The following is a 25,084-nucleotide window of genomic DNA, read 5'->3' as shown; positions in this document are numbered from 1 at the left end:
GGAATGTAGGAGGTGTTGCATATGAAATCAACGCGGAGGTCAGCGAGAAAGAATCTCGTCCAACCTAAGCTGGACTAATGTCTCGGACATTGGCGTCAGGCGCGGGCCGTCGGTCCACAACAAAGCCGCCTCGACCGCCCGGTCCGGGTAGACTTGACGCAGCAAAGCGACATAGCCCGCCATCTGGCGCTGATAGGCCACGGCGGCATCTTCGGCGCGGTCGGGGGCCGGGCGGTTGGACTTGTAGTCGATGATCACCACACGGTCGTCGGTGATCACCAGCCGGTCGATCCGCCCCGACAACATGATGGCCTCGCCACGCGGATTGACGCCGACCTGTCCGGCCAAGGCGATTTCCGGCCGCGACTGCGGACCGAAGGCCTCGGCAAAGCGGGCATCGGTCAGTACCGCCATGACGGCGCCGGTCATCTCCTCGCGCTGAGCGTCGGTCAGGTCAGCCTGTCGGCCCAGATAGCGGCCGGCAACGGCGATGCGGTTGTCCGGTGCGATATCCGGCAGGATTTCGAACAGCTTGTGGATCAGGTTGCCGCGCCGGTACCGCCCAAGACTGCCGATGGTCTGCAACGGAGACGGCGCGGTTTCGCTCTCGGTGCGATCCTCGTCGCCCATCTGCGAAATGGCCGCCCAGCGTTCGGTCTCGATATCGTCATGGGTGACCATAGCCAGGGCGAAGTCGGGCAGGGGCACTTCGGGTTCGTGCAGGCGCGCTTCGGCGGTCAGGGCCTCGCTGTGCTCGCCGAAGACGCGCACCTGAGCCTCGTCATGGATTTCGCCATCGTCGAACGGATTCACCAGGGTCATAGGGTGAGAGGTTGTTTCCAATCGATCGAAAGCATCCGACGCGAGATCGTACCATGAAGGGAAGTTGCCGGTCGCGGCCGGTTTGGTGCCCGTATAGGCGCACACCGTCAGACGGTCGCGTGCCCGGGTCAGGGCGACATAGAACAGCCGCAGGGATTCCTGCTCGTCGCGCAAAGCGCGTTGGTCGCGGATATCGCCGGTCACTGCCGTATCGGCCTTTTTGCCGCCGGCGCAAAGATACATCTGGCCGTCTTCGCCGGTCAGGATCAGATCCTCCTTGCGCGCTCCGTATTGCGGCCCGACCGGCACGATAACCCATGGCGCCTCCAGTCCTTTGGAGCCGTGCACCGTCATCACTCGGACGGCGTGGCCGCCCTCCTCCTGTTCGCGCTTGATCTGCGACGCCTGGAATTCGAACAGGTCGAGACAGGCGCTCAGACCCGCCGCTCCGGCGCCTTCACCTTTCAGCGCCAGGGCCAGGGTCTCGTCGAGCACGTCTTCGCATTCGTCGCCCAAGCGCGTCAGGAAACGCTGGCGGAAGCTGCGGCCGGCGAAGTCGCGCCGGTTCAGCACGCGCGCCAGAAAGTCGAAGGCGGTTAGTCGCCACGCCGTTTCCTGCGCCCACAGCAGGAAGACGCGGGCGGCGTCGATCGGACCTTCGGTCGCCGGATGTTTCAGCAAAGCCGACCACAGGTTGCCTTCGCGGTGATGGGCCAGTTCGAACAAGTCGCTTTCCGACAGGTCGCACAGGGGCGACCGCAGCACGCAGGCCAGCGACAGGGCATCCATTGGCTGCAGGCACACCCGCAGCAGGGCGCGCAGGTCCTGAAAGGCGATATGGTCGCCCAGCTTAAGCCGGTCGGCGCCGGAAACGGCAACGCCAGCGATCTTCAGTTCACGGATGATGTGCTCGAACAGGTGGTCGCGTTTGCGCACCAGGATCAGGACGTCACCGGCATGAACCGTGCGGCGGCGCTTCAGGGCCTTGTCGTAGATGGTGCGGCCTGCGGCAATCTCCGATCGGATGGTGGCGGCGATCTGTTTGGCTAGGCGCTTGGATGGCGGATTGCGGCCGGGATCGTCCAACGCGGCCTGTTCATCGTCATCGTCCGCCGTGGTCTCGACCGCCGCCATCGGCCGGACCATGGGCCACAGCTCGACCACGCCGGAAGCATCGCCACGCCGGGCGATATGGTGGATGGCGCCGGATGAAAAGTTCAGCGCGTGCTGGACATCGCCGTCCGCGAACACCGCATCGACAAAGCCCAGGATTTCCGGCAGTGAACGCCACGAATCGATCAGTTCCGGCTCGACCAGATTGGCGCCGCCGTCATGGGCGCGCTGGCTGATCTGGGCGCGGGCCTTGAGGAATTCGCGCGGGTCGGCGCCCTGGAAGCCGTAGATCGACTGTTTCTCGTCACCAACCGCAAACAAGGTGCGGATCGTTCGGGTGACGCCTTCGCCGGAGAAAAAGTCCGACGACAGGGCATCGACAATGATCCACTGTTCTTCCGACGTGTCCTGGGCTTCGTCGACCAGGATGTGATCCAGCCCGCCGTCCAGCTTGTACAGAACCCACGCCGCCTGGACGGGGTCGCGCAGCAGGTCCTTGGTGCGGTTGATCAGGTCGGTGAAATCGAGCGCGCCTTCACCGGCTTTTTCGCGCTGGTAGACGGCGCTGAAAATCTGGAACAGCCGCAGGGCGTCCAGCGTGTTGCCGGCGATGTCCACGGCCCTCAGCCGGTCGGCCAGGGCGATGACCTCTTCGGCCATGCGGTCGAGATAGCGTGCATCTGCCGGCGCGGTGCCCTTGGTGTAGACGTTCTTACGCGGCGATCCGTCCTTGGTCAGGAAGATGCCTTTGATCTCTTCGAAATCGAACGGCCGGCCGGAAATCTTGCTTTCATACAGGTCCAGAAAGGCCTGACCGGCCTTCTGGTTTGTGGCGGTGGTGCCGTTCAGCAGCGTCTGACCCAGATCCTCCAGAAGATGCCATTCCAGCGTGTCGGCATAGGCGTCGAGACACTCTTGCGAAGTGCAGACGCCATCTAGACCCAAGCTGTGAAACAGGCCAGTCTGCCAGTCTTCGGAGCGATGGACGAGATGTTCGAAACGCTCCTGCAGGGCGTCGTGCTGGTGGATGAATTGACCCAGCAGCTTCTCGAAGCCCATGACCTTCAGCTTACGGATCAAACGGTCGCGCGCCTCGGCGACAGCTTCGAGACCGGGCGCGTCCAGGGTCAGGACGGCGGTGGTGGCGGCTTCCGCCAGGTCTTCGCCGACGAGGTCGTCCAGAACCTTGAAGGCCGGAGACAGGCGGGCTTCCAGAGGAAACCGCCGCAACAGCTTTTCGCAGAAGGCGTGGATGGTCTGGATCTTCAGCCCGCCGGGTGTCTCCAGCGCCTTGGCGAACAGGGCACGGGCGCGCGGCAAATCGTGGGTCGCCTCACCGATCCGTTCCAGGTCGGCGATAAGTTGGTCGTCATCGGCAACGGCCCAACCGCCCAGTTGCTGGAACAGACGGTCCTGCATTTCGGCGGCGGCGGCCTTGGTGTAGGTGACGCACAGAATGTGTTCCGGGTCGGCGCGGCTGAGCAGCAGGCGCGCCACACGGTTGACCAGGGTGGAGGTCTTGCCTGATCCGGCATTGGCGGTCAGAAAACATGACGCCTTGGGGTCGGCGGCGATGTTTTGAGGATTTTGCGGACGGGCGTTCATGCTTCTTCCTCCGCCGTGTCTTCGGCGTCTTCCGTACCCAGAACATACCATTCATATAGTCGCGCCAGCTGGTCGTAATCGCCGGCGCGGGTCTTGAGGAACTGCGGTGCTATCCACGACAGGTAGCCCTTGTCGGCCTCGGCATAGGCAAAGATCCGGCGGCGCAGGCTGTTGAGCGCCGTATCAGCCAGGTCGTGGGCGAACAGCCCCTTCTGCACGGCGGACTGCGGCCTGGTGACGTCCGGCGAGACCCGCACATAGAGCAGGTCACCCAGCGGCCTATCGGCGCGGATATCGGCGAATCCGCCCTGTTTCAGAATGGCCGCCGTCAGGGTCAGCTGTGGATAGAAGCCGGCCGCCACGGCCTTGGCCGAAGGTGCGGCGCCGGTCTTGAAGTCGAGGATATCGACGCCATCATCGCGCAGTTCTATGCGGTCCGCCTTGGCGACCAGAGTGAAGTCGCCGATCTTCAGTTCACCGCGTTGTTCGATGTGCAGCTTCGGGCGGTGGGCGCGGCGATCGGCTTCGAACCGGATGAAGTCGGCCGCCATGCCGGGCAGCAACGGTTTTTGCATTGCCATCTGGGCTGGCGACAGGCGTGTCGCGGCCAGCTCCTCGTGCAGCAGGTCGCATAACCGGTCGATACCGGCCTTGCCGAGCGGGGTGTCCTCGGTGACGAAGCGCTCCAGGCTCTTGTGGATGGCGGTGCCGCGCTGGCGGCCTTCGACGGGCTCGTTCGGTCGGTCCAGCGGGCGCAGTCGCAGGACGTGCTTGGCATAGATGGCGTAGGGGTCGCGGACGAAGACTTCGACCTCCGTGACCGACAACTGCTTCGGCCGGGCCGCGACTGGCGGCTTCGGGTTGGGGCGGACAGCAGGTTTCAATGCCGGCGGCTTGTCGCTCAGGCCGCGATCCAGCGCGCGGGCCCAATCCAGCCACTTGCCGTCCCTGGGGATATCGACCTTGGCGCCGGCGCACAGGGTCTGCAACCGCCACAGCCAGCGCGACTGCACCTGGGGTTCGCCTTCACGGCGATGGCGGGTGACCAGGAAGGTTTCCGGCGCCGAGGCCGCCTGGACGAAGTCATGCGCCGACAAACCGGTGCGCCGCTCCGGCGACGGCAGGCCCAGCGCCGCGCGCATCGGCCGCGACAGGAAGGGGTCGAGATCGGGCGCCTGGGGCCACACGCCTTCTTCCAGCCCGGCCAGGATCAGCCGGTCGGCGGTGACCATGCGGGCTTCGATGGCCCCCAGGATCAGCAGGCGCGGATGGGTATTGCCGCCGGTGCGGACCTTGCAGTTGCGGATCAGCTGACCGAGGATGTCGGCGACATCGCGTAAGGATTCGACCGTGTAGCCGGCACCTTCGCGGATCAGCCCGGCCAGAAGCTCGGCGGCGCTGCCACCGGTAGCCCCCGTCCACAAGGCCTGGCCATCATCAAGACTCAAGGCCTCGGCCAGGCGGGTGATGCGGGTGGCGGCCTCGCCCAGGTCGGATACGGGCATCTCGGCGACCGGCAGGATGGCCGCGGCGTAGCGGTCCCACAGGTCCGTGTCCTTGTCGCGCTCCACCAGGGCGGCGCGCACTGACGCCATGTCGTTGGGCTTGGCCCCGCGCAGGCCGTACAGTTCGACGGCTGTGCGGCCGGGGTCTTCGGCATAGAGGCAGGCCGGATGACCCCACAGCGACAGGATGGCGACCGGGTCGCACGGGGTCTGCAACAGGGTCAGCAGGTCCAGCAGGAAGCGGCCGGTCTGACTGTTGGCCAGCGGTTCGCCGGCCGATGAGTCGGCCTGCAGGCCCCATCGTGTCAGCCGCGCCGATACCCGCCGCGCCAGGGTCTGGTCGGGCGTGACCAGGGCGACGGTCTTGCCGGGGGTTTCCAGGGTTTCGCGCATCAACAGGGCGATGACGGTGGCGGCCTCCTCGTCGCGGGCGGCGCTGATCTCGGTCAGCCCATCCAGGCCGTCGTTGATGGCGTCGTCGTCTTCGGCGCGCAGGGCGGCGATCTGCTCGCGCCAGTCCTTGGTGGCTTCGGCCGGACGCAGGGCTTCGTTGAGCAACCGGCGGCGGGCATTGGCCTTGCGGCGATCCTCCTCCAGCGACACCGGCCAAACACGGACGGTGGCGCGAGCGACATGATGGCGGTCCAGCATGCGTTTCATGGTGGCCTGGGGGTGGGAATCCTCTATCTGGTCCCAAGCGTCGTCGGCCAGGGACAGGTCGAGGCCGGGCAGAACCACGGCGCCTATGGAGGCCGCAGCGACGACCTTGGCCAGGTCGGCCGTGGATGGCGCCGAACCGGTGGTGCCGGCCAGAATCAGGGGCGTTTTGGGCGGATGCTCCGTCCACTGATCAATCAGCCGTCGAATCAGGGTCACCTGGCGCTGGGACGGGTCCATCATGCCCAGTTCGTCAAGGCGCTTGGGCCAGGCATTGACGGCGATGGCCAGGAATTGCGCCGACACCTGCCAGTGCTGCGCCCAGCTACCCAGGCTGTACTGGTCTGCGCCCTGGCCGGTGACCAGGCTATGGAGGCGGTCGGTGGCATCTACCTCTTCCAGGGCGAGGGAGTCGAAAAACTTGGCGAGGCTGTCGGCCAGTTCCAGCGCGGTCTTGCCGGAGATATCGCTCTTGTAGTGGTCGGTGATCAGGCGGGCCAGTTCGAAGCGGCGGCGCAGGGACGAGATGGCGGAGGGCAAATCCAGCCCCAGGGCTTCCAGGTCGAAGGGTGGTTCGCCTTCGTCGAGGTCGCCGATAGCGCGGATCTGGGGCAAGAGGAGCGCGCCGCCGCGGGTCTGGGCGGAAAAGGCGCGGGCCATGGCGCGGGCGCCGCGGCGGGTGGGGGTAAGGATCTGGGCTTCGGGGAGGGATTTGCCCAGGGCTCGGCACAGGCCACGCGCCAGGTCGTCGAGGAACGGACGTCCCGACGGAATGGTGAACCAGCGCGGGTCCGGTGACGGTGCGAAGAGATCATCGCTCATGGCGACAAAATGGGGTGAGTCGGGCGCGGGATGCACCCCTTTTTCCCTCTCCCCTCCCTGAGGGGAGAGGACGAGAGCCAAACGAAGTGAAGGCGATCGGGTGAGGGGCTTGTAGGATGATGTCGAGACACGGAAAGGTCCGTATGCCCCTCACCCTAACCTCTCCCCGCACGCGGGGAGAGGGGTTTTACCCCGCGTTCTTTTTCTTCAGTTCGGCCAGAATCTGGGCCAGCAGTTCTTCCTGCGACGGGCCGGCAGGGGCGGGGTCGGCCGCAGGCGGCGGGGGCATCAGCTTGTTGATCGCCTTGACCACCAGGAAGATGGCCGTGCCGACGATCAGGAACTGGATCAGGGTATTGATAAACAGGCCGTAGGAGATGGCCGCTTCGGCCGCGCCCGTGGCGGCATTGGCCGGGACCATGACCCATTTCAGGTCGGAAAAGTCGACCCCGCCGGTGACCACGCCGATCGGCGGCATGATGATGTTTTCGACCAGGGAGGTCACGATCTTGCCGAAGGCCGCGCCGATGACAACACCGACCGCCAGGTCGATGACATTGCCGCGAAGCATGAAGGTCTTGAATTCGGAAACGATGCTCATGGCCGCCGCCTTTCTAAAGATTAGTCCTCGTTATCGTCGCCGCCGAGGTTGAGGCGTTCGCGCAGCTCCTTGCCGCTCTTGAAGAACGGCACATGCTTGGCCGGGACATTGACGGCCTCGCCGGTGCGCGGATTGCGGCCGGCGCGGGCGGGGCGTGAACGGACCGACAGGGCGCCGAAACCGCGCAATTCAACGCGGCCACCTTTTTCGAGGGTGGAAATCATCGATTCGAGGATGAGATTGACCGCCCGCTCGACGTCTTTTTGCGTCAGATGCGGGTATTCGGAAGCCAAGCGTTCAATCAATTCCGACTTCAGCATTGGTCTCTCCCCCAATAAGTGAACCTGGAAATTCGAGCATGATCGAAAATGAAAGCATGTTCAAGGGGTTGTCGCAAAATTAACGCCTTGATACCGGTAACAAACTGAAGTTTTTTTCAACTTTTGGGAGGTTTTACCGCGATTTGCCCCCCGACAAACCATGACGCATATCATCTAACTTTCGCATCTGCAAACATTTCGAAAAAACCTTTTGATTGTGCGACTTAAACGAAACAGCCGGAACCCCACAGGGGAACCGGCTGCGAAAAATGGACAAGGCAGCAAGATGCCATCAGACGCCTGTAATCTCGGCGATGTCCTCAGTCAGATCCGCATAGACGAGGTCCGGGGCAAGCTGGAAGGCCTGATCGCGGGTAAGGGTTCCTGAGTGGTAGACCTCAAGGACTGTGTCCAGATCGATGCTGCGTTCGTAATAGGCCTCCGCCCATGCGTGGTAATAGTCCGGGCCGTCCACGATAAAGCGAAGAAGGTGGTAGTCATTTGCGGCGGTGGGCTGGCCCGCCCATGACGCATCGTTCTTACCCCGCCAAAAATAGAAGGTGGCAAATTGAACAGAGAAGGCCGGCTCATTGCGGAATCCTGAAAATATCTCCGGAATAAGGTCTGGGTTATCCGTTTCATCCGCCGCATCAGTGGAATAGACCTTACCCGCGACTCCAACTTCATCGAAGAGAACAAAATACTCGCTGCCACAGCCATCTCGCATCGAGGCCATGGCCTCTGAGCCGTCTTGGACCCAACGGGCATTGTAGGAAAAGTAACGGTAATCCCATTCGGGCGAGAGCACGGCGTCGAGCAATGCCAGTCCCTTCAGAATGGTCCTCACCTGCTCGATAGACGGTAACTGATCGAGAGATTGTATAGCATGCATGTCTGATCCTCCCCGCGACCCTGTCTATGTCACGGGGAGGCATGATCGGCAATACTGAGGCCCTATGCCTTCTTTTGAGGCTCATTGAACGCCCAGTGGACGCCGTAGGGGTCCTTCATGCTGCCGAAGCGGTCGCCCCAGAATTCAACTTTCAGCTCGGAGACCACGTTGCAACCGGCTTCGACGGCGCGGTTCCACCACGGATCGATCGCGTCGTCGACAATCATCATGGTGAAGCTGTGCGACGGCTGGTGCGGATAGCCGAATTCCGGGAAGGCGTCGGCCAGCATCAGCGAGCCGCCATGGATTTTGAGGTGGCAGTGCATCAGGCGGCCATCCCCACCCGGCATGCGCGCGATTTCCTCGGCACCGAAGGCCTTCTTGTAGAATTCGGCGGCGTCGGCGGCGCCGACGACATTAAGATAGGGGATGACGCCGTTGTACAGGGCGGGATCGATAACGGGGGTGTCGGTCATGGGAAGCTCCTCTGGGTTGGGTGGTACGCATTAATGACGAACGCGACGGGGGCGACCCTACACATCCCGCGCAATTTTTTTGTCAGCAGGAAATTCGGCCTCCAACTGGTCGAGCTGACGGCGGATATGGGTGGCTTCGGACAGGGTTTTACTGCAGGCGATGGCGCGGGTAAACGCCTCGCGTGCGGCGACGGCATCGCCCTTCTGGCGCGAGAACACGCCCACGGCGCCATGATAATAGTAGTAGCCGTCCAAGGCCTCGGCCAGGGGTGCGATCAGGTCCAGCGCGGCTTGCGGCCCGTCGATCCTGGCCACGGCGACGGCGCGGTTGAGCGTAATCACCGGCGACGGCTGCATCTGCTCCAGGGTACGGTACAGGCGTTCGATCTGGACCCAGTCGGTTTCCTCGACGCCGGAGGCGCGGGCATGCAAGGCGGAGATAGCGGCCTGGACCTGGAAAGGGCCGGGTTGGCGGTGGCGCAGCGCCTTGTCGATCAGGGCAATGCCTTCGGCGATGGCGCGGTGATCCCAAAGGCGGCGATTCTGTTGTTCCATCAGGATGGCCTCGCCGTTATCGTCAAACCGGGCGGCGGCGCGCGAATGCTGGATCAGCAGCAAGGCAGTCAACCCCATCAGTTCGGGCTCAGCCGGGAACAGCCGCATCAGCAGCCGCGCCAGGCGGATGGCTTCATCGCATAGCGGGGCCCGGGCTTCGGTTTCTTTGGCGTTGCCGGTATAGCCTTCGTTGAACACCAGATAGATCATGGTCGCGACGGCATAGACGCGATCGGCGCGTTCGGCTGGGCTGGGCACGCCATAGGGGACGTCGCTTTCGGCGACGCGGGCCTTGGCACGCGTGATCCGCTGTTCCATGGCCTTTTCGCCGGTAAAGAAGGCGCGGGCGATCTGGGGCACGGTCAGGCCGCAGACGATGCGCAGGGCCAGGGTCACCTGGTGCACCGGCGGCAGGTCGGGGTGCGAGCAGATGAACAGAAGACGCAGGACATCGTCGCGATAGTCGCTGTCGTCCAGCCGTTCGGCGATGTCGGCTTCGGCGTCGCCCAGGTCGGACAGGGTCTCTTCGGGCGGAAGTTCGGTCTGTTTCGACCGGCGGCGGACATGGTCCAGGGCGGCGTTGCGGCCGACCATGATCAGCCAGGCGGTCGGATCGCGCGGCGGACCCTTGACCGGCCAGGTTTTCAGCGCGCGCAGGGCCGCGTCCTGGAAGGCGTCTTCCGCCAGGTCGAGGCTGCGAAAATAGCGCAGCAGGGCAGCGACGGCTTGGGGCCGGGCGGCGGCAATGGCGGTGCCTGTCCAGTCGGGATCGATCATGGTGTGCGTCTGTCGGGAATAAAGATCATCATGGGCCGGATTTCGAAACAGCCAGCCGAGCCGGAAGCGGCGGCCAGGTCCTTGGCGGCTTCGATGGCCTCGTCCAGCGTGTCGCATTCGACGGTGTAGAAGCCCAGGAGCTGTTCCTTGGTTTCGGCGAAGGGGCCGTCAAGGACCAGGGTGTCGCGGCCTTTGCGTAAAGACACCGCGGCGGTGGTCGGCATCAGCCGGGCGACGGGACCCATCTTCTTCTCGGCTACGAGACGTTCCTGAACGGCGCCGAGATCGTGCATGACCTGGGCGTCCTTGTCCTTCGACCAGGCGGAGATGACCTCTTCGGAATCGTAGCAGAGAATGGCGTAATGCATGGTGGCGTCCCGGTGCTTGGTTAAAAGACGGGTGACTTTGCCTGTTCCCTACATTGACGCAATAAAAAAGCCGGAACCTTGCGGCTCCGGCTTCTTATCTGGTGACCGTCATCGTTAGGGTGCGTTCACACCGTCGCGATTCCGGGTGCAGGGGCTGAGCCCCTGCTTACGACCCTGCCTTATCACGCAGGGCGGCGCCCAGGATGTCGCCCAGCGAAGCGCCGGAGTCCTGCGAGCCGTACTGTTCGATGGCTTCCTTTTCGGCCGCCATTTCCAGGGCCTTGATCGAGACGGAGACCTTGCGGGCCGCCTTGTCGACGTTGGTGACCTGGGCGTCGATGCGGTCGCCGACGGCGAAGCGTTCAACGCGCTGTTCGTTGCGGTCGCGCGACAGGTCCGACTTGCGGACGAAGGCCGACATCGGCGCGTCGTCTTCGCCGAAGCGGACTTCGATCCCGCCCGACGTGACTTCGGTGACGGTCACGGTGACGGTCTGGCCCTTCTTGAAGGTGTCGCCGGTCATCGGATCGTTGCCGAGCTGCTTGATGCCCAGCGAGATGCGTTCCTTGTCGACGTCGACGTCCAGGACCTTCGACTTGACGCTGTCGCCCTTCTTGTACTTGCCGATGGCTTCTTCGCCCGGGACGTTCCAGTCCAGGTCGGAGAGGTGAACCATGCCGTCGATGTCGTTTTCGAAGCCGATGAACAGGCCGAACTCGGTGGCGTTCTTGACTTCGCCTTCGATGGTCGAACCGATCGGGTGCTGACGCAGGAACTGATCCCACGGATTTTCCTGAGCCTGCTTCAGGCCCAGCGAAACGCGGCGCTTCGAAGCGTCGACTTCCAGGACGACAACCTCAACCTCTTGAGAGGTGGAGACGATCTTGCCCGGATGGACGTTCTTCTTGGTCCAGGACATTTCCGACACGTGGACCAGGCCTTCGACGCCCGATTCCAGCTCCACGAAGGCGCCGTAGTCGGTGATGTTGGTGATACGGCCCGAGAACTTGCCGCCGACCGGATACTTGGTGTCGACGTTTTCCCACGGGTCGTTCTGCAGTTGCTTCATGCCCAGCGAGATACGTTGCGTGTCCGGATTGATCTTGATGATCTGGACGCGGACCGCGTCGCCGACGTTGAGGACTTGCGACGGGTGCGAAACGCGCTTCCACGACATGTCGGTGACGTGCAGCAGGCCATCGATGCCGCCCAGGTCGACGAACGCACCGTAGTCGGTGATGTTCTTGACGACGCCGTCGCGGATCTCGCCCTCGGCCAGCTGGCCGACCAGTTCGGTGCGCTGTTCGGCGCGGGCTTCTTCCAGGATGGCGCGACGCGACACGACGATATTGCCGCGCGGACGGTCCATCTTCAGGATGGCGAAGGGTTGTTCCTTGCCCATCAGCGGGGCGACGTCGCGCACCGGACGGATATCGACCTGCGAACCGGGCAGGAAGCCCGAAGCGCCGTCCATATCGACGGTGAAGCCGCCCTTGACGCGGCCGACGATGGTACCCAGGACCGGCTCGCCACGGTTGAAGATGGCTTCCAGACGGGTCCAGGCTTCTTCACGGCGGGCCTTCTCGCGCGAGATGACGGCTTCGCCCATGGCGTTTTCGACGCGCTCGAGATAGACTTCGACAGTGTTACCGACCTTCAGGCCGGCAGCATCGGTGCCGAATTCCTTCAGCGAGACGCGGCCTTCGGTCTTCAGACCGACGTCGACCGTGACAAAATCCTTGTCGACAGCGACGATAAGGCCGTGAATGACCTGGCCTTCGAGCATGTCGCGGCCGTGCATCGATTCGTCGAGCAGGGCGGCAAAATCTTCACGCGAGGGGTTGTATTCGCTCATGTAAACTCTTGGTGTGTGGGCGCGTGTCCGGCAAACGGGAGTCCCTCCGGTCCTTATGAGGCAAGGCCAGGAGAGCGTTCGCACGGGGTGCGGCTTTGGATTGTTTAAAAGCTGTTTGGGAGGCAGGCTCGTGCCGGGCCCCAAGGGGTTGACTGCGGGCCTAAAAAGCCCCGATGACGTCCCTGTGTGGATGCCTCAAGCAACCGGCGTTGGAATTTGGCGTCAGATGTCGCCACACCGGTCTTTCACAAGGGATCGCGCAGCCGCGATGGCGGCTTCTATACCCAAGTCGGAGGTATCCAGCAAGAGGGCATCTTCCGCTTTTTCAAGGGGTGCGTCGGCGCGGCCGGAGTCGCGGGCGTCCCGGATGCGGATATCGTTCAGCACCTCGTCGAAGGTCAGGGCCGGATTGAGCTTGACCAGTTGCTTCCAGCGGCGCCCGGCGCGGATTTCCGGGGTGGCGGTGACGAAGAGCTTGACCGTGGCGTCGGGGGCGATGACCGTGCCGATATCGCGGCCATCCAGTACCGCACCGGCGGGTTGATGAGCGAAGTCGATCTGGAACTGCTTCAACGCGGCGCGCACGGCCGGAATGGCGGCGACCTGGCTGGCGCGCTCGCCGGCTTCACGGCCGCGCAAGGCTTCGTCATTGAGCCGTTCGGGCGTGATGCGGGTGGCTGCCTGCGCGGGATCGATATTGAGGACATGCGCCAGATGGCCGGCGGCGCGATACAGCAGGCCGGTATCCAGGAAGGGCAGGCCGTAGTCGGCGGCGATCACCGAGGCCAGGGTGCCCTTGCCCGAAGCGGCCGGGCCGTCGAAGGCGATGATAAGCGGTTGGGTCATGGCGCGGCTGTAGCGCGGCGGCGGCGGGGCTGCAAGAGCGCCTTAGCTGGCAGACACGGCCTGGACATGTCCTGCATCGGCATAGGCGAGAATGGCGGTGTCTTCGGTCACCAGAAGAGCGTTCAGATGGCGGGCGGAGGCAACGATCATGCGGTCAGCAGGATCGGCGTGGAAATCGCCAGGCAAACGGTTACTGGCGACCGAAATTTCAGGTGACAGTGGCACGACTACAATGCCAAAGCCATGCACGGCCGCGTCGATCCACTCACCAACATCCATCGGCAGGGCCAGGCGGCCTTTGGCCGTCAGCATGGCAATCTCCCACGGCGTTATGGCCGCAATGCCAAGTTCGTTGCGATTTGCGGCCTGTTGAATGCGTTCGCGTTTCGCAGGGGAAAGGCGATCAACCCCTTGCATCAGCCAGACCAGAACTTGGGTGTCCAGCAGCACAAAGCTCACTTCGCTGCATCCCATTCAACGTCGATAGGCGAAATAATGTCACCCTCGTAGTAGACGCTACCTTTTAACGCACCGAACAATGAGCGCTTCGGCTCGATAGGAACCAGACGTGCAACCGGCTTGCCGTGTTTGGTAATCGTAAGCGGCTGACGCGTTTCGGCGACCTGATCCAGTAGCTTCAGGCACTTGGCCTTAAAATCCCCGGCGCCGATCGAAGTTAAGTCGTCCATTTTCATGTCCATAGTCACTTACTATGGTCATAATAGCATATTGGCCTTTAAAAAAATAGCCCTAAGCCGCGGCCGGGTCGGGTTCCCACAGTTCGATCGGGTTATTTTCCGGATCATGAATGCGCGCAAACCGGCCGACGCCCGGCATATCCCATTCGGGTTTGGTGATCACCTCGATGCCGGCCTCGCGCAGGCTCGCCAACAGAGCATCCAGATCGTCGACGCGCAGGTTCAGCATCCACTGGTGGTCGGCGGCGAAATAATCCGTGTCGGCCTTGAACGGTGCGAACACACTGGGTCCCGCCTGGGTCTGCCAGACGCCATATTCACCGGCGCCGACGCCGAGATGCTTGGCGTACCAATCGCTGAGGGCCTTCGTGTCCTTGGCCCGAAAGAAAAACCCACCGATACCCGTCACTGCCATGTTCGCCTCCAGCTAATAAGCGAATCCTACCAGAGTCGGGCAGTTCAGTCGAAGGCCATTTCTACGCCGACGCTGTGCAGGTCGCGCCAGTAGCCGGGATAGGTCTTGGCCGTGCAGCCGGGATCGAGGATGCGCAGGCCATCGATCACCAGCGCGGCCTGGGCGAAGGCCATCGCGATGCGGTGATCGTGGTAGGTTTCGATATCGGCTTGCACCGTTCGGCCGATCAGGCTGCGGTCCGGCGTGATCAACAGGTCGTCGCCGATTTCCTCAGCCAGGCCTGGCTGGATGCGGTTCAACTCGGTGGCGACGGCATTGATGCGGTCGCATTCCTTGACGCGCAGATTGGCGATGCCGACGAAGCGAACCGGATGATTGTTGAAGGCGGCCAGCACGGCGATGGTCGGGATGGCGTCCTGCATCTGGCTGCCGTCGATCACCGGCGGCAGGTCCGGAAACTGGCTGATAAAATCATAGGCCTTGGCGTCCGGCTGCATCATGGCTTCCGGCGCGATGCCGATATCGAGGTCGGAGCCGGTCAGGGCGTTGATGCCCCAGACATAGGTGGCCGCGCTGGCGTCCGGTTCGACCCAGTAGTCGCGCGCCTGGTACGGCTGGTTGGCGATGTCCCAGCTTAAGGGGCCGGTCTGGGTGATCTCCGCGCCGAAGTCGCGCATGCAGGTCAGCGTAATGTCGATATAGCCGCGCGCGCCGATATCGCCGTCCTTGACCTTCAAGCTGAAGGGGGCGTCGCCGGCGGTGCCGGCCATCATCAGGGCCGAGACATACTGACTGGACAGGCTGGCGTCGACCTCGATGGCGCGGGTCCCGAAGCCGCCCTTGCCTTCGACCGTAACCGGCGGGCATCCCGTCGGAGCGGTGGCCACGACACCGGCCGCGTTCAAGGCTTCGACCAAGGGAGCGATCGGGCGCTTCTGCATATGGGCGTCGCCGGTCAGGACGGTGGTGCCGGCGACATTGGCGGCCGCCGCGGTGAGAAAGCGCACGGCGGTACCGGCATTGCCCAGAAACAGCGGCGCTTGCGACGGCGTCAGCGTGCCGGTGCTGTCGACCCGAAATTCGGTCTCGCCGGTATCGCTGACCGCGACGCCCAGTTGTTCCAGGGCACATGCCATATATTGTGTGTCATCGCTTTTCAACGCGCCGGTGATACGGCTCGTCCCCTGGGCCAGGGCGGCGATCAGCAACGCCCGGTTGGTGATCGATTTGGAGCCCGGTAGGGCGATCCGTCCGCTGAGCTTTTGACGAACGGGAACAAGTCGGACGGCGGTGGCTTTATCGGGTATCATGGAACTCTGGCTTGGTCGGCTTAAGGACCGCAAAAAAACCAGCCAAGAAAAATTGAAGCCGGCTGGGATTTATCCTTTTGACAGGAGGGCTATCTAGTGGCAAGGGGGCCAATCGCAAACGCTTTTTTCTATCCTGACTGATAAGGACGACCCGTGGCTGACCCCGCCTTAGGCACCAAACAGCTTTGCCCCAATTGTACCGCCAAGTTCTACGACCTTGGCAAACGCCCGGCGCATTGCCCGCGCTGCGCGTTCGAGTTCGATCCGGAAGAAGCCATCCGCACGCGCCGTTCGCGCGTCCGCACGACTGCACCTGACTATGAAGATACGGACGAGGAAGCCGAAGATCAGGTGAAGGCCAAGACCCCGAACGAAGACGAAGACGAAGAGCCCGAAGTCATCACGCCGGAAATCGACCAAGTGGTGGCCGACGATACCCTGCTGGTCGATGAAGACGAAGACCTCGACCCGGCCGATCCGGCCCGTGTCGGCGCCGGTGCTGATGCCGTCGACATGGATATCGAAGACGCCGACCTCGCTGATGACGGCGATGATGACGACGTACCGTTCCTGGAAGACGACGATGACGCCGACTTCGACGAGGAAATCGACGGCCTGCCGGGCGCAGACGACGAAGACCGATAAGACTGAAAAGGCCGCCGGATCATCCGGCGGCCTTTTTACATGCTGAGGCCAAACAGGTCGCGAACCGTGCGGGGTATGTCCTGAGGCGCCAAGGTGCGTTGGGTCAGTCGGCCGTTGTCGTAGGTCTTCAGGTTGTCGCCGAACAGGACATGCCGCCCGGTTTGCGTGTGGCGGCATAAGAACAGGCTCTTGATGAAGATCGCCTCCGGGTTCGTCGAGTTGTAATAGTTGGCTGGGATGAAGTCAGCCGTCTCGAACGGGCTTAGGTTGAAGGTGTAGAGACCGTTCCACTCATCGGACTCGTCACCGCCCAGCCGGCATTCGATGCGGTATTCGTCGTTCGCGCTGACGACGCGGTAGGTGTCGAAGTCCTGGACTTGAGGCCCACCGGCCAGATTGAAGGGTTGCCGCAGGCCGAAGCGGCCATATCCGGTGTCGCAGATCCACTCGCCGCCTTCAACAAAGGCCAGGACGATCATATGGCTGCGCGGCCGGCGGGTGTCGCCGACGATCGGCCGGGCGCCCAGGATACGGTGTGGAATGCCGATGGCGATACAGGCCATGGCGAACAGGCTGTTGACCTCATAACAATAGCCACCGCGCTCCGTCCCGAGAATCTTGGCGGCGACGTCATCGGGCTCGATCGAGATGCGCCGGCCCGCCTGGACGTCGAGATTTTCGAACGGCACGGCGCGAACCTGGCGCTGCATCATTTGCCGTAAGGTGGCCAGGTCAGGCGCGGGCCTACCCTCAAAGCCGATGCGTTCCAGGTAGGCGGGCAGCGAAAAACGGGCGGGGTGCATGACGGTCTCCGGGGTTGAGCGGGTGCTAACCGGCGGGGATGCAGGCTTCAACAAAAAATCGAAAATTGTTTGAAAAAGGGGCTTGCATGGCGCCGAACCATGACATAGAAGTCGCCGCCTCAACGGGGGCGACCCCGGAGAGACCATCCTTAAGATGGGGCTATAGCTCAGTTGGTAGAGCGCTTGAATGGCATTCAAGAGGTCAGCGGTTCGACTCCGCTTAGCTCCACCATTAAAAAAGCCCGCCGGTAACGGTGGGCTTTTTAGTTTGCAGGCTTCGCCGGATTACTTCAGCAAAATCCTTAGTTCCTCCGCGAACACCGCCGGCTGGTCGTACATGATGAAGTGGTAGCTGTCCGTCACCTGGCGGAGCGACACGTTCGGCGCCTTGGCGAAAGACATCTGGTAGAAGCCCGCCATCTGCTCCGCGGTCACCGGCGCGTTCGGCGGCAGCACCCACAGCACCCGCATCGGCACCTTGATATTCGCCAGCTCCGGCATCAGGTCGGTGGTGATCAGGTCATACATGGCCTGGCCCGACACCTTTGAATCGCTGTCCATGGCGTGCTTGATGACCGGCGCGCGAAACGACTCCGTCTTGATCATGCCGGCGATCGTGCCCTGGGTCATGCTCAGGCGCTGGTCGGCCGGGCTGTTGGCGATGCCGTCGCGGATCTGGGCGGCGATGGGCTCGACTGAAGCCGGCGTGGCGCCCGGCGCGCCGAACATGGCGCCCATGAAGGGCAGCATGTCGATCACCATTACATCCGACACATTCTCCGGATGACGGGCGGCGACCATCATGGCCAGGGTTCCGCCCAGCGAATGCCCGACCAGAGCGGTGTCCTTCAGGCCGGCTTCGCGGATATAGCGGGCGATGTCCTCGGCTACCGGGGCCACGACCGGGCCCTCGGCATTGGCGCCGGACGGGGCGCCGGCGAACCCGCCGACCTGGATGCGGTGGTAGCGATAGCCCGGCAAGGCGGCGACAGTGGTGTCCCAGACCTGCGCCGACGAACTGAGGCCGGGGATCAGAACGACGTCGCGGCCTTCGCCTTCGACGGTGACCGAGATGCGCTCCGATTGCCAAGCGGGGGCGGCGAAGGCGGTCGTTGCGGCGACCAACAGCGGCACAGCGAGGGCCAGGGCGGATTTCAACAGGTTCATGTTTGCGGATCTTTCAGGTACGGATTGGGGAAGACGTCCTCGACGCGGGCGCCGAAGGCGGCGGCGATGCGGTAGGCGAGGTCGAGCGAGGGGTCGTGCCGTTCGGTCTCCAACGCATTGATGGCGTAGCGGGAGACGCCGACGACGGCCGACAATTGTTCCTGCGTCATATCGCGTTCGGCGCGCAGGACTTTCAGACGGCTTTTCACGAGACGGCACCTCCCTTGACCAGCGGCGTAACCATGCCGAAGACGGCCCAGAACAGCGGATAGACCAGCCACATCGGCACGTCGGGCAGCGGGGCGAAGATGCCGACGCAGCTCCAGGCGACGACGGCCATGATGGTCAGGCCGGTGGCGACGATGATGCGCTTGGCGGTGATCGCGCGGATAAACTCGTCCTGCCGGGCGATGTGGTTGTAGGCGTAGAGCGTCTGGATCAGAACCGTCGCCGCGGGCGTCAGCGCCAACAGCCATAGGGCGGGCTCGGGCCAGCCGGCGGCCCGGCCATAATGCAGGCCGAAAACGGCGGCCAGGAAGACGACCCACAGAAAGATCGAGGTCAGGGTGTAGGCGGGCGTGTTGGGCCATGAAAACATTTTGTTGTGGTCTCCTCTCAATATGTTGTGCGAACCTAACATCTCGCGCCTTAAAATGTCAAGTAGACACAACATTATGTTGGCGATGCGCACAAAATGTTGGAATCGCTGCGATTTTTGCCGCCGGCGCATGAGCCCCTAGGCACGGCGGCGAAAAAAAGTTTAGATCATTCCCATGCCGGTTTCGAAACCCATCTCACACCAAGCCATCGCCTCGGGGCTGCGCAATCCGCAGCTTATGCAGGCGGCCCTGGCCCTGCACGACAACCGCCTGGCCGAGGCCGAGCCCATCCTGAAACGCCACCTGCACGACTATCCGCTGGATGTGGCGGCGATCCGTATGCTGGCTGAGCTGGCGGCGCGCATCGGCCGGATGAAGGATTCCGAAGGTCTGCTGCGCCGGGCACTGGAGATCGCGCCGGAATTCGGCGCCGCCCGCGCCAACCTGGCCACGGTCCTGTATCGCCAGAACCGGCCGGGTGAGGCCATCGCTGAGCTGAACCATCTGATCGTCGATGATCCTGACCACGTCGGCTACAGCAACCTCAAGGCCGCAGCACTCGGCCGTATCGGCGAGTTTGATGAGGCCCTCATCCTGTACGAAGCGGTGCTCAAGGGCTGGCCGAAACAGCCCAAGGTGTGGATGAGCTACGGCCATATGCTGAAGACCGTCGGCCGCACCGCTGACGGCGTCACCGCCTACCGCCGGGCGCTGGAGCTGTCGCAACACCTGGGCGAGGTCTGGTGGAGCCTGGCCAATCTGAAGACGGTGAAATTCACTCCCGATGATGTCGCCGCCATGCAGGCGGCCCTGGAAACACCCGGCCTCAGCGACGAAGACCGTTTCCATCTCGACTTTGCCCTGGGCAAGGCGTTCGAGGACGCCAAACAACCTCAGGAGGCCTTTACCCACTATGCTGCGGGCAATGCCCTGCGCAAGAAGGGCCTGGACTACGACGCCGGCGACATGGAGCGCCTGGTCACGGCGGGCCGCACCCTGTTCACGCAGCCGTTTTTTGCTGACCGGGCGGGGCAGGGCTGCGCGGCGCCGGACGTCATCTTCGTGGTCGGCATGCCGCGCGCCGGCTCGACCCTGGTCGAACAGATCCTGTCCAGCCACAGCCTGGTCGAAGGCACCTCGGAACTGGCCGACATTCCCAACCTGGCCAAGCGCTGGAGCGACTATCCCCGCCGCCTGGCCTCGCTCACACCCGATGAGTTGCGCGAACTGGGCGAGGATTATCTCGAACGCACCCGTATCCAACGCAAGACTGACCGGCCGTTCTTTATCGACAAGCTACCCAACAACTGGCTGCACGCGCCCTTCATCCACCTGATCCTGCCCAATGCGAAGATCATCGACGCCCGCCGTCACCCGCTGTCGTGCTGCTTCTCCAACTTCAAGCAGCACTTCGCCCGCGGCCAGTCCTTTACCTACGACCTGACGGATCTCGGCCGCTACTATGCCGACTATGTCCGCCACATGACCCATGTCGACGCCGCCCTGCCGGGCCGGGTCCACCGCGTCATCTACGAACGCATGGTCGAGGATACCGAAACCGAGGTGCGCGCCCTGCTGGCCGCCTGCGGGCTGGACTTCGAGGACGCCTGCCTGCGCTTCCACGAAAACGACCGCGCCGTCCGCACCCCTTCGTCGGAACAGGTGCGCCAGCCGATTTTCAAGGAGGGTACTGAGGCCTGGCGGGCCTTCGAGCCGTGGCTGGAGCCGTTGAAAGCCGCGCTCGGTCCCGTACTGCACCATTACCCGGATACCGCGCCGGAAACCATGTAACGTAAGGGAAACCTTACGGTTCTGTAATCAAATTCGTGACAAATCCGTCACGCTGGCATGGCCTTTTTCCGCACTGCACATATGGCGATTGACGTGTGATCACATCAGTCACAATCATGTCACATTCCATCTTACCGGGAGACGGATATGAACAAGCGGATACTGTCGGCAACCCTGCTGACCACGACCATGTTGACGGCACTGCCCGTCCTCGCCCAGGCCCAGGATTCGGCGCCTGTCACTGAATCAGGCGAAGTTATCGTTACGGCGCAAAAGCGTAGCGAGCGCCTGTCCAACGTGCCCATCGCCATCACGGCGCTGACCACGAAGAAGCTGGACCAACTGAACATCGGCAACTTCAACGACTACGCCCTGCAACTGCCCAGCGTGTCGTTCCAGACCTCGACGCCGGGTTCGACCAATGTCTATATGCGCGGCGTCGCTTCTGGCGGCGACGGCAACCACTCGGGCTCCCTGCCCAGCGTCGGCGTCTATCTCGACGAACAGCCGGTGACCACCATCGGCGGCGCTCTGGATGTCCACATCTACGACGTCTCGCGGATCGAATCGCTGGCAGGTCCGCAAGGCACCCTGTACGGCGCTTCGTCCCAGGCCGGCACCATCCGCATCATCACCAACAAGCCGGACCAGTCGGGCTTCTATGGCCGTTTTGATGCCGAAGCCAACACCATCACCGGTGGCGAGACCGGCGGCAAGCTGGAAGGCATGCTGAACATCCCGCTCAGCCCCGGCGTCGCTCTGCGTGTCGTCGGCTGGACCGAAAAGGTCGGCGGCTATATCGATAACGTTCCGGGCTCGCGCGCCTTCCTGCCAGAGGTCGAGGGCATCGTCGTCGACAATGACGACTTCGTCGAAGAAGACTTCAACGACATTGCCATTTCGGGCGCCCGCGCAGCGCTGAAGATCGACTTCTCGGAAAACTGGACGGCCACCGCCTCGCTGATGGGCCAGACCCAGAAGACGACGGGCGTGTTCGGCATGGACGCAAGCGTCGGCGACCTGGAGGTCCAGCGCTTCTATCCCGATAACGGCAAGGATCGCTTCGTCCAGGCGGCGTTGACGGTCGAAGGCAAGATCGGCAATTTCGACCTGACCTACGCCACGGCCCATATGGACCGTAAATCGTCGGGCACGTCGGACTATACCGACTACGCCGAAGCCTATGACGCCATGTATGCCGATTACGGCGGTCTGGCCGGCTATTTCTATCTCTACGACTCCAACGGCGACACCGTCGATCCGCGTCAGTACATCGAAGGCTCCTACCACTACGGCAAGACCAGCCATGAACTGCGGATCGCCTCGCCGACCGACGGAAAGTTCCGCTGGGTCGGTGGTCTTTTCTACCAGGAACAGACCAACCACATCTATCAGAACTACATCATTCCCAACCTGGCGCCGGAAATGTCGGTCAATGGCTGGCCGGAAACCCTGTGGCTGACCCTGCAGGACCGCGAGGACATCGACAAGGCCATCTTTGGCGAGGCGACCTATGATTTTACGCCGACCCTCAGCCTGACGGCTGGTATGCGCTTCTATGAGTATGAAAACTCGCTGGTCGGCTTCTTCGGCTTTGGCCGCAATCCGAACGGTCCGCCGTGGAATGGCGCCGGCTCGTCGCGCACCGGGGTGGCCGGGTGTTTCACCGCCAACGGCAAGACCGTGCGTGAAAACTATACCGACGGCACGTCGGCGGCTTTGCTGCCCGGCGTCGTGGAGGGTACGCCCTGTACGAACCTCGGCGTTCTGGATGGCAATACGGTCGTGCCCAAGGTCGCCAAGGGTGACGGCTCGACCTATAAGCTGAACCTGAGCTGGAAGCCGAAGGCCGGCCGGCTCTATTACGCGACCTTGTCGACCGGCTTCCGTCCGGGCGGCATCAACCGCCGCGGCGACTACGCCTATCAGCCCGACTATCTGCAGAACATGGAAGCCGGTTGGAAGGTCACCCTGGCGGACGGCACCCTGCGGTGGAACGGCGCGGTCTATCACCAGAAATGGGAAGACTTCCAGTTCTCCTTCCTGGGCCTGAACAGCTTCACGGAAATCCGCAACGGGCCGGATGCCACGATCAACGGTATCGAAACCGATGTGACCTGGTCACCGACCTCACAGCTGACCCTGACGGCCAGCGGCGCCTATACCGACGCCAAGGCCGATGAGGCGCTGTGCCCCACGGCGACCAATTCCTGCGCCGGTTCCGAAGAAGCGCCGGAAGGCACCCGTCTGCCGATCACGCCGAAGGTCAAGGTTGCCGGCAGCGCCCGCTACACCTGGACGGCCAGCGAATATCGTCCGTATGTTCAGGGTGTCTTCGCCTATCAGAGCGACGCCACCTCCGACCTGCGGGTTGATGATGCCGCTTTGGTCGGGGACCTGCCCAGCTTTACCACCATCAACCTGTCCGGCGGGTTTGAGTGGTCGACCTGGACCCTGGAAGCCTATGTCAGCAACCTGACTGATGAACGCGGCCAGTTATCGCGCTACGTCGCCTGTTCGGTCTGTACGCGTCCCTATGCTGTGGTCATCCAGCCGCAGACCTTCGGGATCCGTGTGGGATCGAAGTTCTAACCTGATCCGTCAGGGTCAAAAGAATGCCGCGTGTCTTCGGAGACGCGGCATTTTCTTTAACTACTTGATAACGGTGTTCTTAAACAATTCCTCATCGAATTTTGATATTATGGACGGGTACAGGAATTGTATGGCCGGGCTGGTGGGTTCGGCGGTTCAGAAACAACCATGATGATGGGTGTGCCCGTGTTGAACAAAGTTATTGCCGCAAACTGGATTGCCGCAGCCCGGCAATTTGCGCCTCAGGTCTTCGTGCCGCAGCCGTCGCCGGCCTTCGCCCATCCGGTGATGCCCAAACCGCGCAGCCTGCCCAAGGGGCTCGCCTGAGCGGCCTCGAAATCCGCTGGCGCTTTCTGAGCGCGGACCTCGGTTTGGCCGACGGCGGTGCCTTGTGGCGTGATATCGCCGCGGCCTACAGCGAACCGCACCGTTATTACCACAGCCTCAGCCATATCGCGGCGGTGGCTGCGCAGTTCGATTCCGTCCAGGACGGGTTCGAAGATCCCGACCAGGCGCTATTGGCGCTGTTTTTCCATGACATTGTCTACGACCCCGCCCGGCGCGACAACGAAGCCGTGAGCGCCCAACGCCTGCGTGACGCACTTCCCGGTATCGATGTCGACCGCGCCTGCCGCCATATCCTGGCCACCCAGGCCCACCTGCCGTCGGACGATCCGGATACCAACCTGGTGCTCGACATCGACATGTCGGTGCTGGGCGCAGAATGGCCGGACTATCTCGCCTATGCCCGCGGCGTCTATCGCGAATATGTGCCGGTTTATGGACCCGAAGCCTATGCCGCCGGCCGCGTGGCGCTGTTCCTCAACCCGACCCTTGAACGCGACCACATCTTCCTGACGTCGGCCTTTGCCGACCGCGACGCCCAGGCGAAACAGAACCTGATCGCTGAACGAGAGCTGTGGCAGACCGGGCAATTCGAGCCTATATAGCTTCTTATCCTCCACCGCTTGCGGGGGAGGTGTCGAGCAAGCGAGCCCTCTTGGGGGCGAAGCGCGTCGAGACGGAGGGGGCGACGCTAGCTCTGAGCTCCCGGTTCCCCCTCCGCCGCCATGCGGCGGCACCTCCCCCGCAAGCGGTGGAGGATAAGAACGGTCAATCCCGATGACCGCATCTATTTAGATATCAGGAGGCGCCCATGGGCCAGATGATCACCTTGCAACGTCCGGACGGCAGCGGTCTGGACGCTTACCAGTCCGACATCGACCCGGCCCGCCCCAACGTCATCGTCCTGCAGGAATGGTGGGGCCTCAACGACAACATCAAGTCGATCGTCGAGCGTTTCGCCGACGAAGGCTTCAACGCCATCGCGCCCGACCTGTATCACGGCCGGATCACCCAGGACGCCGACGAAGCCTCGCACATGATGAACGGGCTGGATTTTCCCGGTGCCGTGCACCAGGACATCGCGGCGACCGTCGAGTACCTCAAGGGCATCAACGACCGGGTGGCGGTGATGGGCTTCTGCATGGGCGGCGCCCTGGCCCTGGCCTCGGCGGCCCGCCTGGATGGCTTGACGGCGGCCGTTTGCTTCTACGGCGTCCCACCCAAGGCCTTTGCCGATCCGGCCGACATCAAAATCCCGTTCCAGGGCCATTTCGGCACGCTGGACGACTGGGTAACGCCGGCGGTGGTGGCCGACATGGAAGCCGCGATGACGGCGGCCGGGAATGCCCCGGATTTTCACAGCTACGAAGCCGACCACGCCTTCTTCAACCGGACCCGCCCGGAAGTCTACAACCCCGAAGCCGCCGAGCTGGCTTGGAAGCGGATGATGGTCTTTCTGCGGGCGAAGCTATAGTGCGGGCCCGAAGATTGACCTTTGCGTCATT

At 62.9% G+C, this 25,084-nt stretch carries 24 protein-coding genes and 1 tRNA gene; 7 read left to right on the top strand and 18 right to left on the bottom strand.

The window, feature by feature from the left end; translation table 11 throughout:
- Positions 1–39: 39 nt before the first annotated feature.
- The 14 genes from addA to aroA all read right to left on the bottom strand — a co-directional run bounded on the left by addA (position 40) and on the right by aroA (position 15,637).
- Complete coding sequence (gene addA / locus ABAC460_RS33275) at positions 40–3,540, bottom strand: double-strand break repair helicase AddA (protein ID WP_023452988.1); 3,501 nt, start codon at positions 3,538–3,540, stop codon at positions 40–42.
- Positions 3,537–6,524 carry a double-strand break repair protein AddB gene (gene addB / locus ABAC460_RS33270; protein WP_031236639.1) on the bottom strand — a complete coding sequence of 996 codons (2,988 nt, stop codon included), beginning with the start codon at positions 6,522–6,524 and terminating at the stop codon, positions 3,537–3,539. Before addB ends, addA begins: the two co-directional genes overlap by 4 nt.
- 187 nt (positions 6,525–6,711) lie before the next feature.
- Positions 6,712–7,125, bottom strand: coding sequence for a large-conductance mechanosensitive channel protein MscL (mscL, locus tag ABAC460_RS33265; protein WP_023452986.1), 414 nt, complete (start codon positions 7,123–7,125; stop codon positions 6,712–6,714).
- 20 nt (positions 7,126–7,145) lie between these two features.
- Positions 7,146–7,445, bottom strand: a complete 300-nt coding sequence (locus ABAC460_RS33260) for an integration host factor subunit beta (protein WP_006270967.1) — start codon at positions 7,443–7,445, stop codon at positions 7,146–7,148.
- A 292-nt stretch (positions 7,446–7,737) separates the two neighbouring features.
- Positions 7,738–8,337 (bottom strand): hypothetical protein, encoded by a 600-nt coding sequence (locus ABAC460_RS33255; protein ID WP_023452985.1) that lies wholly within the window; start codon positions 8,335–8,337, stop codon positions 7,738–7,740.
- A gap of 62 nt (positions 8,338–8,399) precedes the next feature.
- On the bottom strand, positions 8,400–8,813 hold the full coding sequence (locus tag ABAC460_RS33250; RefSeq protein ID WP_023452984.1) for a VOC family protein: 414 nt from the start codon (positions 8,811–8,813) through the stop codon (positions 8,400–8,402).
- A gap of 57 nt (positions 8,814–8,870) precedes the next feature.
- Positions 8,871–10,145, bottom strand: coding sequence for an RNA polymerase sigma factor (locus ABAC460_RS33245; protein ID WP_023452983.1), 1,275 nt, complete (start codon positions 10,143–10,145; stop codon positions 8,871–8,873).
- Entirely contained in the window at positions 10,142–10,513 is a 372-nt protein-coding gene (locus tag ABAC460_RS33240; protein WP_023452982.1) for a YciI family protein, read from the bottom strand. The genes ABAC460_RS33245 and ABAC460_RS33240 overlap by 4 nt, the downstream gene beginning before the upstream one ends.
- A 166-nt stretch (positions 10,514–10,679) precedes the next feature.
- Entirely contained in the window at positions 10,680–12,368 is a 1,689-nt protein-coding gene (rpsA, locus tag ABAC460_RS33235) for a 30S ribosomal protein S1 (RefSeq protein WP_023452981.1), read from the bottom strand.
- Positions 12,369–12,590: 222 nt separating this feature from the next.
- Complete coding sequence (gene cmk, locus ABAC460_RS33230; protein ID WP_023452980.1) at positions 12,591–13,214, bottom strand: (d)CMP kinase; 624 nt, start codon at positions 13,212–13,214, stop codon at positions 12,591–12,593.
- A gap of 42 nt (positions 13,215–13,256) precedes the next feature.
- The gene (locus tag ABAC460_RS33225) at positions 13,257–13,673 is read right to left on the bottom strand and encodes a type II toxin-antitoxin system VapC family toxin (RefSeq protein WP_023452979.1); all 417 of its coding nucleotides are present in this window, start codon (positions 13,671–13,673) and stop codon (positions 13,257–13,259) included.
- Positions 13,670–13,909 carry a type II toxin-antitoxin system Phd/YefM family antitoxin gene (locus tag ABAC460_RS33220; RefSeq protein WP_235075787.1) on the bottom strand — a complete coding sequence of 80 codons (240 nt, stop codon included), beginning with the start codon at positions 13,907–13,909 and terminating at the stop codon, positions 13,670–13,672. The genes ABAC460_RS33225 and ABAC460_RS33220 overlap by 4 nt, the downstream gene beginning before the upstream one ends.
- A gap of 55 nt (positions 13,910–13,964) precedes the next feature.
- Positions 13,965–14,327 carry a VOC family protein gene (locus ABAC460_RS33215; RefSeq protein ID WP_023452977.1) on the bottom strand — a complete coding sequence of 121 codons (363 nt, stop codon included), beginning with the start codon at positions 14,325–14,327 and terminating at the stop codon, positions 13,965–13,967.
- Positions 14,328–14,371: 44 nt separating this feature from the next.
- Entirely contained in the window at positions 14,372–15,637 is a 1,266-nt protein-coding gene (gene aroA / locus ABAC460_RS33210) for a 3-phosphoshikimate 1-carboxyvinyltransferase (protein ID WP_023452976.1), read from the bottom strand.
- A 153-nt stretch (positions 15,638–15,790) separates the two neighbouring features.
- Here aroA and ABAC460_RS33205 point away from each other — a divergent pair, with 153 nt between their 5' ends.
- Entirely contained in the window at positions 15,791–16,282 is a 492-nt protein-coding gene (locus ABAC460_RS33205) for a TIGR02300 family protein (RefSeq protein ID WP_023452975.1), read from the top strand.
- Positions 16,283–16,317: 35 nt separating this feature from the next.
- On the opposite strand, the gene ABAC460_RS33200 is transcribed toward ABAC460_RS33205, so the two are convergent.
- A complete protein-coding gene (locus ABAC460_RS33200; RefSeq protein WP_023452974.1) occupies positions 16,318–17,085 on the bottom strand; it encodes an arylamine N-acetyltransferase family protein in 768 nt (255 codons plus the stop codon).
- A 156-nt stretch (positions 17,086–17,241) separates the two neighbouring features.
- On the opposite strand from ABAC460_RS33200, the gene ABAC460_RS33195 reads away from it, so the two are divergent.
- A tRNA-Ala gene (locus ABAC460_RS33195) sits at positions 17,242–17,317 on the top strand.
- A gap of 53 nt (positions 17,318–17,370) precedes the next feature.
- On the opposite strand, the gene ABAC460_RS33190 is transcribed toward ABAC460_RS33195, so the two are convergent.
- From ABAC460_RS33190 to ABAC460_RS0124390, 3 genes are read right to left on the bottom strand one after another with little or no spacing between them, the layout of a single operon-like run.
- Positions 17,371–18,252 carry an alpha/beta fold hydrolase gene (locus ABAC460_RS33190; RefSeq protein WP_023452973.1) on the bottom strand — a complete coding sequence of 294 codons (882 nt, stop codon included), beginning with the start codon at positions 18,250–18,252 and terminating at the stop codon, positions 17,371–17,373.
- Positions 18,249–18,461 (bottom strand): helix-turn-helix transcriptional regulator, encoded by a 213-nt coding sequence (locus tag ABAC460_RS33185; RefSeq protein WP_023452972.1) that lies wholly within the window; start codon positions 18,459–18,461, stop codon positions 18,249–18,251. Before ABAC460_RS33185 ends, ABAC460_RS33190 begins: the two co-directional genes overlap by 4 nt.
- Positions 18,458–18,850 carry a hypothetical protein gene (locus tag ABAC460_RS0124390; RefSeq protein ID WP_023452971.1) on the bottom strand — a complete coding sequence of 131 codons (393 nt, stop codon included), beginning with the start codon at positions 18,848–18,850 and terminating at the stop codon, positions 18,458–18,460. The genes ABAC460_RS33185 and ABAC460_RS0124390 overlap by 4 nt, the downstream gene beginning before the upstream one ends.
- A gap of 175 nt (positions 18,851–19,025) precedes the next feature.
- Here ABAC460_RS0124390 and ABAC460_RS33180 point away from each other — a divergent pair, with 175 nt between their 5' ends.
- From ABAC460_RS33180 to ABAC460_RS33165, 5 genes are all read left to right on the top strand, one after another.
- A complete protein-coding gene (locus ABAC460_RS33180) occupies positions 19,026–20,642 on the top strand; it encodes a tetratricopeptide repeat-containing sulfotransferase family protein (protein ID WP_023452970.1) in 1,617 nt (538 codons plus the stop codon).
- A 147-nt stretch (positions 20,643–20,789) separates the two neighbouring features.
- Positions 20,790–23,234 carry a TonB-dependent receptor gene (locus ABAC460_RS33175; protein WP_023452969.1) on the top strand — a complete coding sequence of 815 codons (2,445 nt, stop codon included), beginning with the start codon at positions 20,790–20,792 and terminating at the stop codon, positions 23,232–23,234.
- A 186-nt stretch (positions 23,235–23,420) separates the two neighbouring features.
- Positions 23,421–23,561 (top strand): hypothetical protein, encoded by a 141-nt coding sequence (locus ABAC460_RS50100; RefSeq protein WP_162150305.1) that lies wholly within the window; start codon positions 23,421–23,423, stop codon positions 23,559–23,561.
- Positions 23,562–23,605: 44 nt separating this feature from the next.
- Positions 23,606–24,184: an HD domain-containing protein gene (locus ABAC460_RS33170; protein ID WP_023452967.1), complete on the top strand. Its 579-nt coding sequence runs from the start codon at positions 23,606–23,608 to the stop codon at positions 24,182–24,184.
- A gap of 206 nt (positions 24,185–24,390) precedes the next feature.
- Positions 24,391–25,053, top strand: a complete 663-nt coding sequence (locus ABAC460_RS33165) for a dienelactone hydrolase family protein (RefSeq protein ID WP_023452966.1) — start codon at positions 24,391–24,393, stop codon at positions 25,051–25,053.
- The last annotated feature ends 31 nt before the right edge of the window (positions 25,054–25,084 follow it).

The sequence above is a fragment of the Asticcacaulis sp. AC460 genome (assembly GCF_000495795.1).
Classification (GTDB): domain Bacteria; phylum Pseudomonadota; class Alphaproteobacteria; order Caulobacterales; family Caulobacteraceae; genus Asticcacaulis.
This window is presented reverse-complemented; position numbering and strand designations above follow the sequence as displayed.

Coding starts and splice junctions, on each gene's coding strand:
- addA (WP_023452988.1), bottom strand. CDS start 3,540: ATGAACGCCCGTCCGCAAAATCCTCAAAACATCGCCGCCGACCCCAAG.
- addB (WP_031236639.1), bottom strand. CDS start 6,524: ATGAGCGATGATCTCTTCGCACCGTCACCGGACCCGCGCTGGTTCACC.
- mscL (WP_023452986.1), bottom strand. CDS start 7,125: ATGAGCATCGTTTCCGAATTCAAGACCTTCATGCTTCGCGGCAATGTC.
- ABAC460_RS33260 (WP_006270967.1), bottom strand. CDS start 7,445: ATGCTGAAGTCGGAATTGATTGAACGCTTGGCTTCCGAATACCCGCAT.
- ABAC460_RS33255 (WP_023452985.1), bottom strand. CDS start 8,337: ATGCATGCTATACAATCTCTCGATCAGTTACCGTCTATCGAGCAGGTG.
- ABAC460_RS33250 (WP_023452984.1), bottom strand. CDS start 8,813: ATGACCGACACCCCCGTTATCGATCCCGCCCTGTACAACGGCGTCATC.
- ABAC460_RS33245 (WP_023452983.1), bottom strand. CDS start 10,145: ATGATCGATCCCGACTGGACAGGCACCGCCATTGCCGCCGCCCGGCCC.
- ABAC460_RS33240 (WP_023452982.1), bottom strand. CDS start 10,513: ATGCATTACGCCATTCTCTGCTACGATTCCGAAGAGGTCATCTCCGCC.
- rpsA (WP_023452981.1), bottom strand. CDS start 12,368: ATGAGCGAATACAACCCCTCGCGTGAAGATTTTGCCGCCCTGCTCGAC.
- cmk (WP_023452980.1), bottom strand. CDS start 13,214: ATGACCCAACCGCTTATCATCGCCTTCGACGGCCCGGCCGCTTCGGGC.
- ABAC460_RS33220 (WP_235075787.1), bottom strand. CDS start 13,909: ATGAAAATGGACGACTTAACTTCGATCGGCGCCGGGGATTTTAAGGCC.
- ABAC460_RS33215 (WP_023452977.1), bottom strand. CDS start 14,327: ATGGCAGTGACGGGTATCGGTGGGTTTTTCTTTCGGGCCAAGGACACG.
- aroA (WP_023452976.1), bottom strand. CDS start 15,637: ATGATACCCGATAAAGCCACCGCCGTCCGACTTGTTCCCGTTCGTCAA.
- ABAC460_RS33200 (WP_023452974.1), bottom strand. CDS start 17,085: ATGCACCCCGCCCGTTTTTCGCTGCCCGCCTACCTGGAACGCATCGGC.
- ABAC460_RS33190 (WP_023452973.1), bottom strand. CDS start 18,252: ATGAACCTGTTGAAATCCGCCCTGGCCCTCGCTGTGCCGCTGTTGGTC.
- ABAC460_RS0124390 (WP_023452971.1), bottom strand. CDS start 18,850: ATGTTTTCATGGCCCAACACGCCCGCCTACACCCTGACCTCGATCTTT.
- ABAC460_RS33180 (WP_023452970.1), top strand. CDS start 19,026: ATGCCGGTTTCGAAACCCATCTCACACCAAGCCATCGCCTCGGGGCTG.
- ABAC460_RS33175 (WP_023452969.1), top strand. CDS start 20,790: ATGAACAAGCGGATACTGTCGGCAACCCTGCTGACCACGACCATGTTG.
- ABAC460_RS33165 (WP_023452966.1), top strand. CDS start 24,391: ATGGGCCAGATGATCACCTTGCAACGTCCGGACGGCAGCGGTCTGGAC.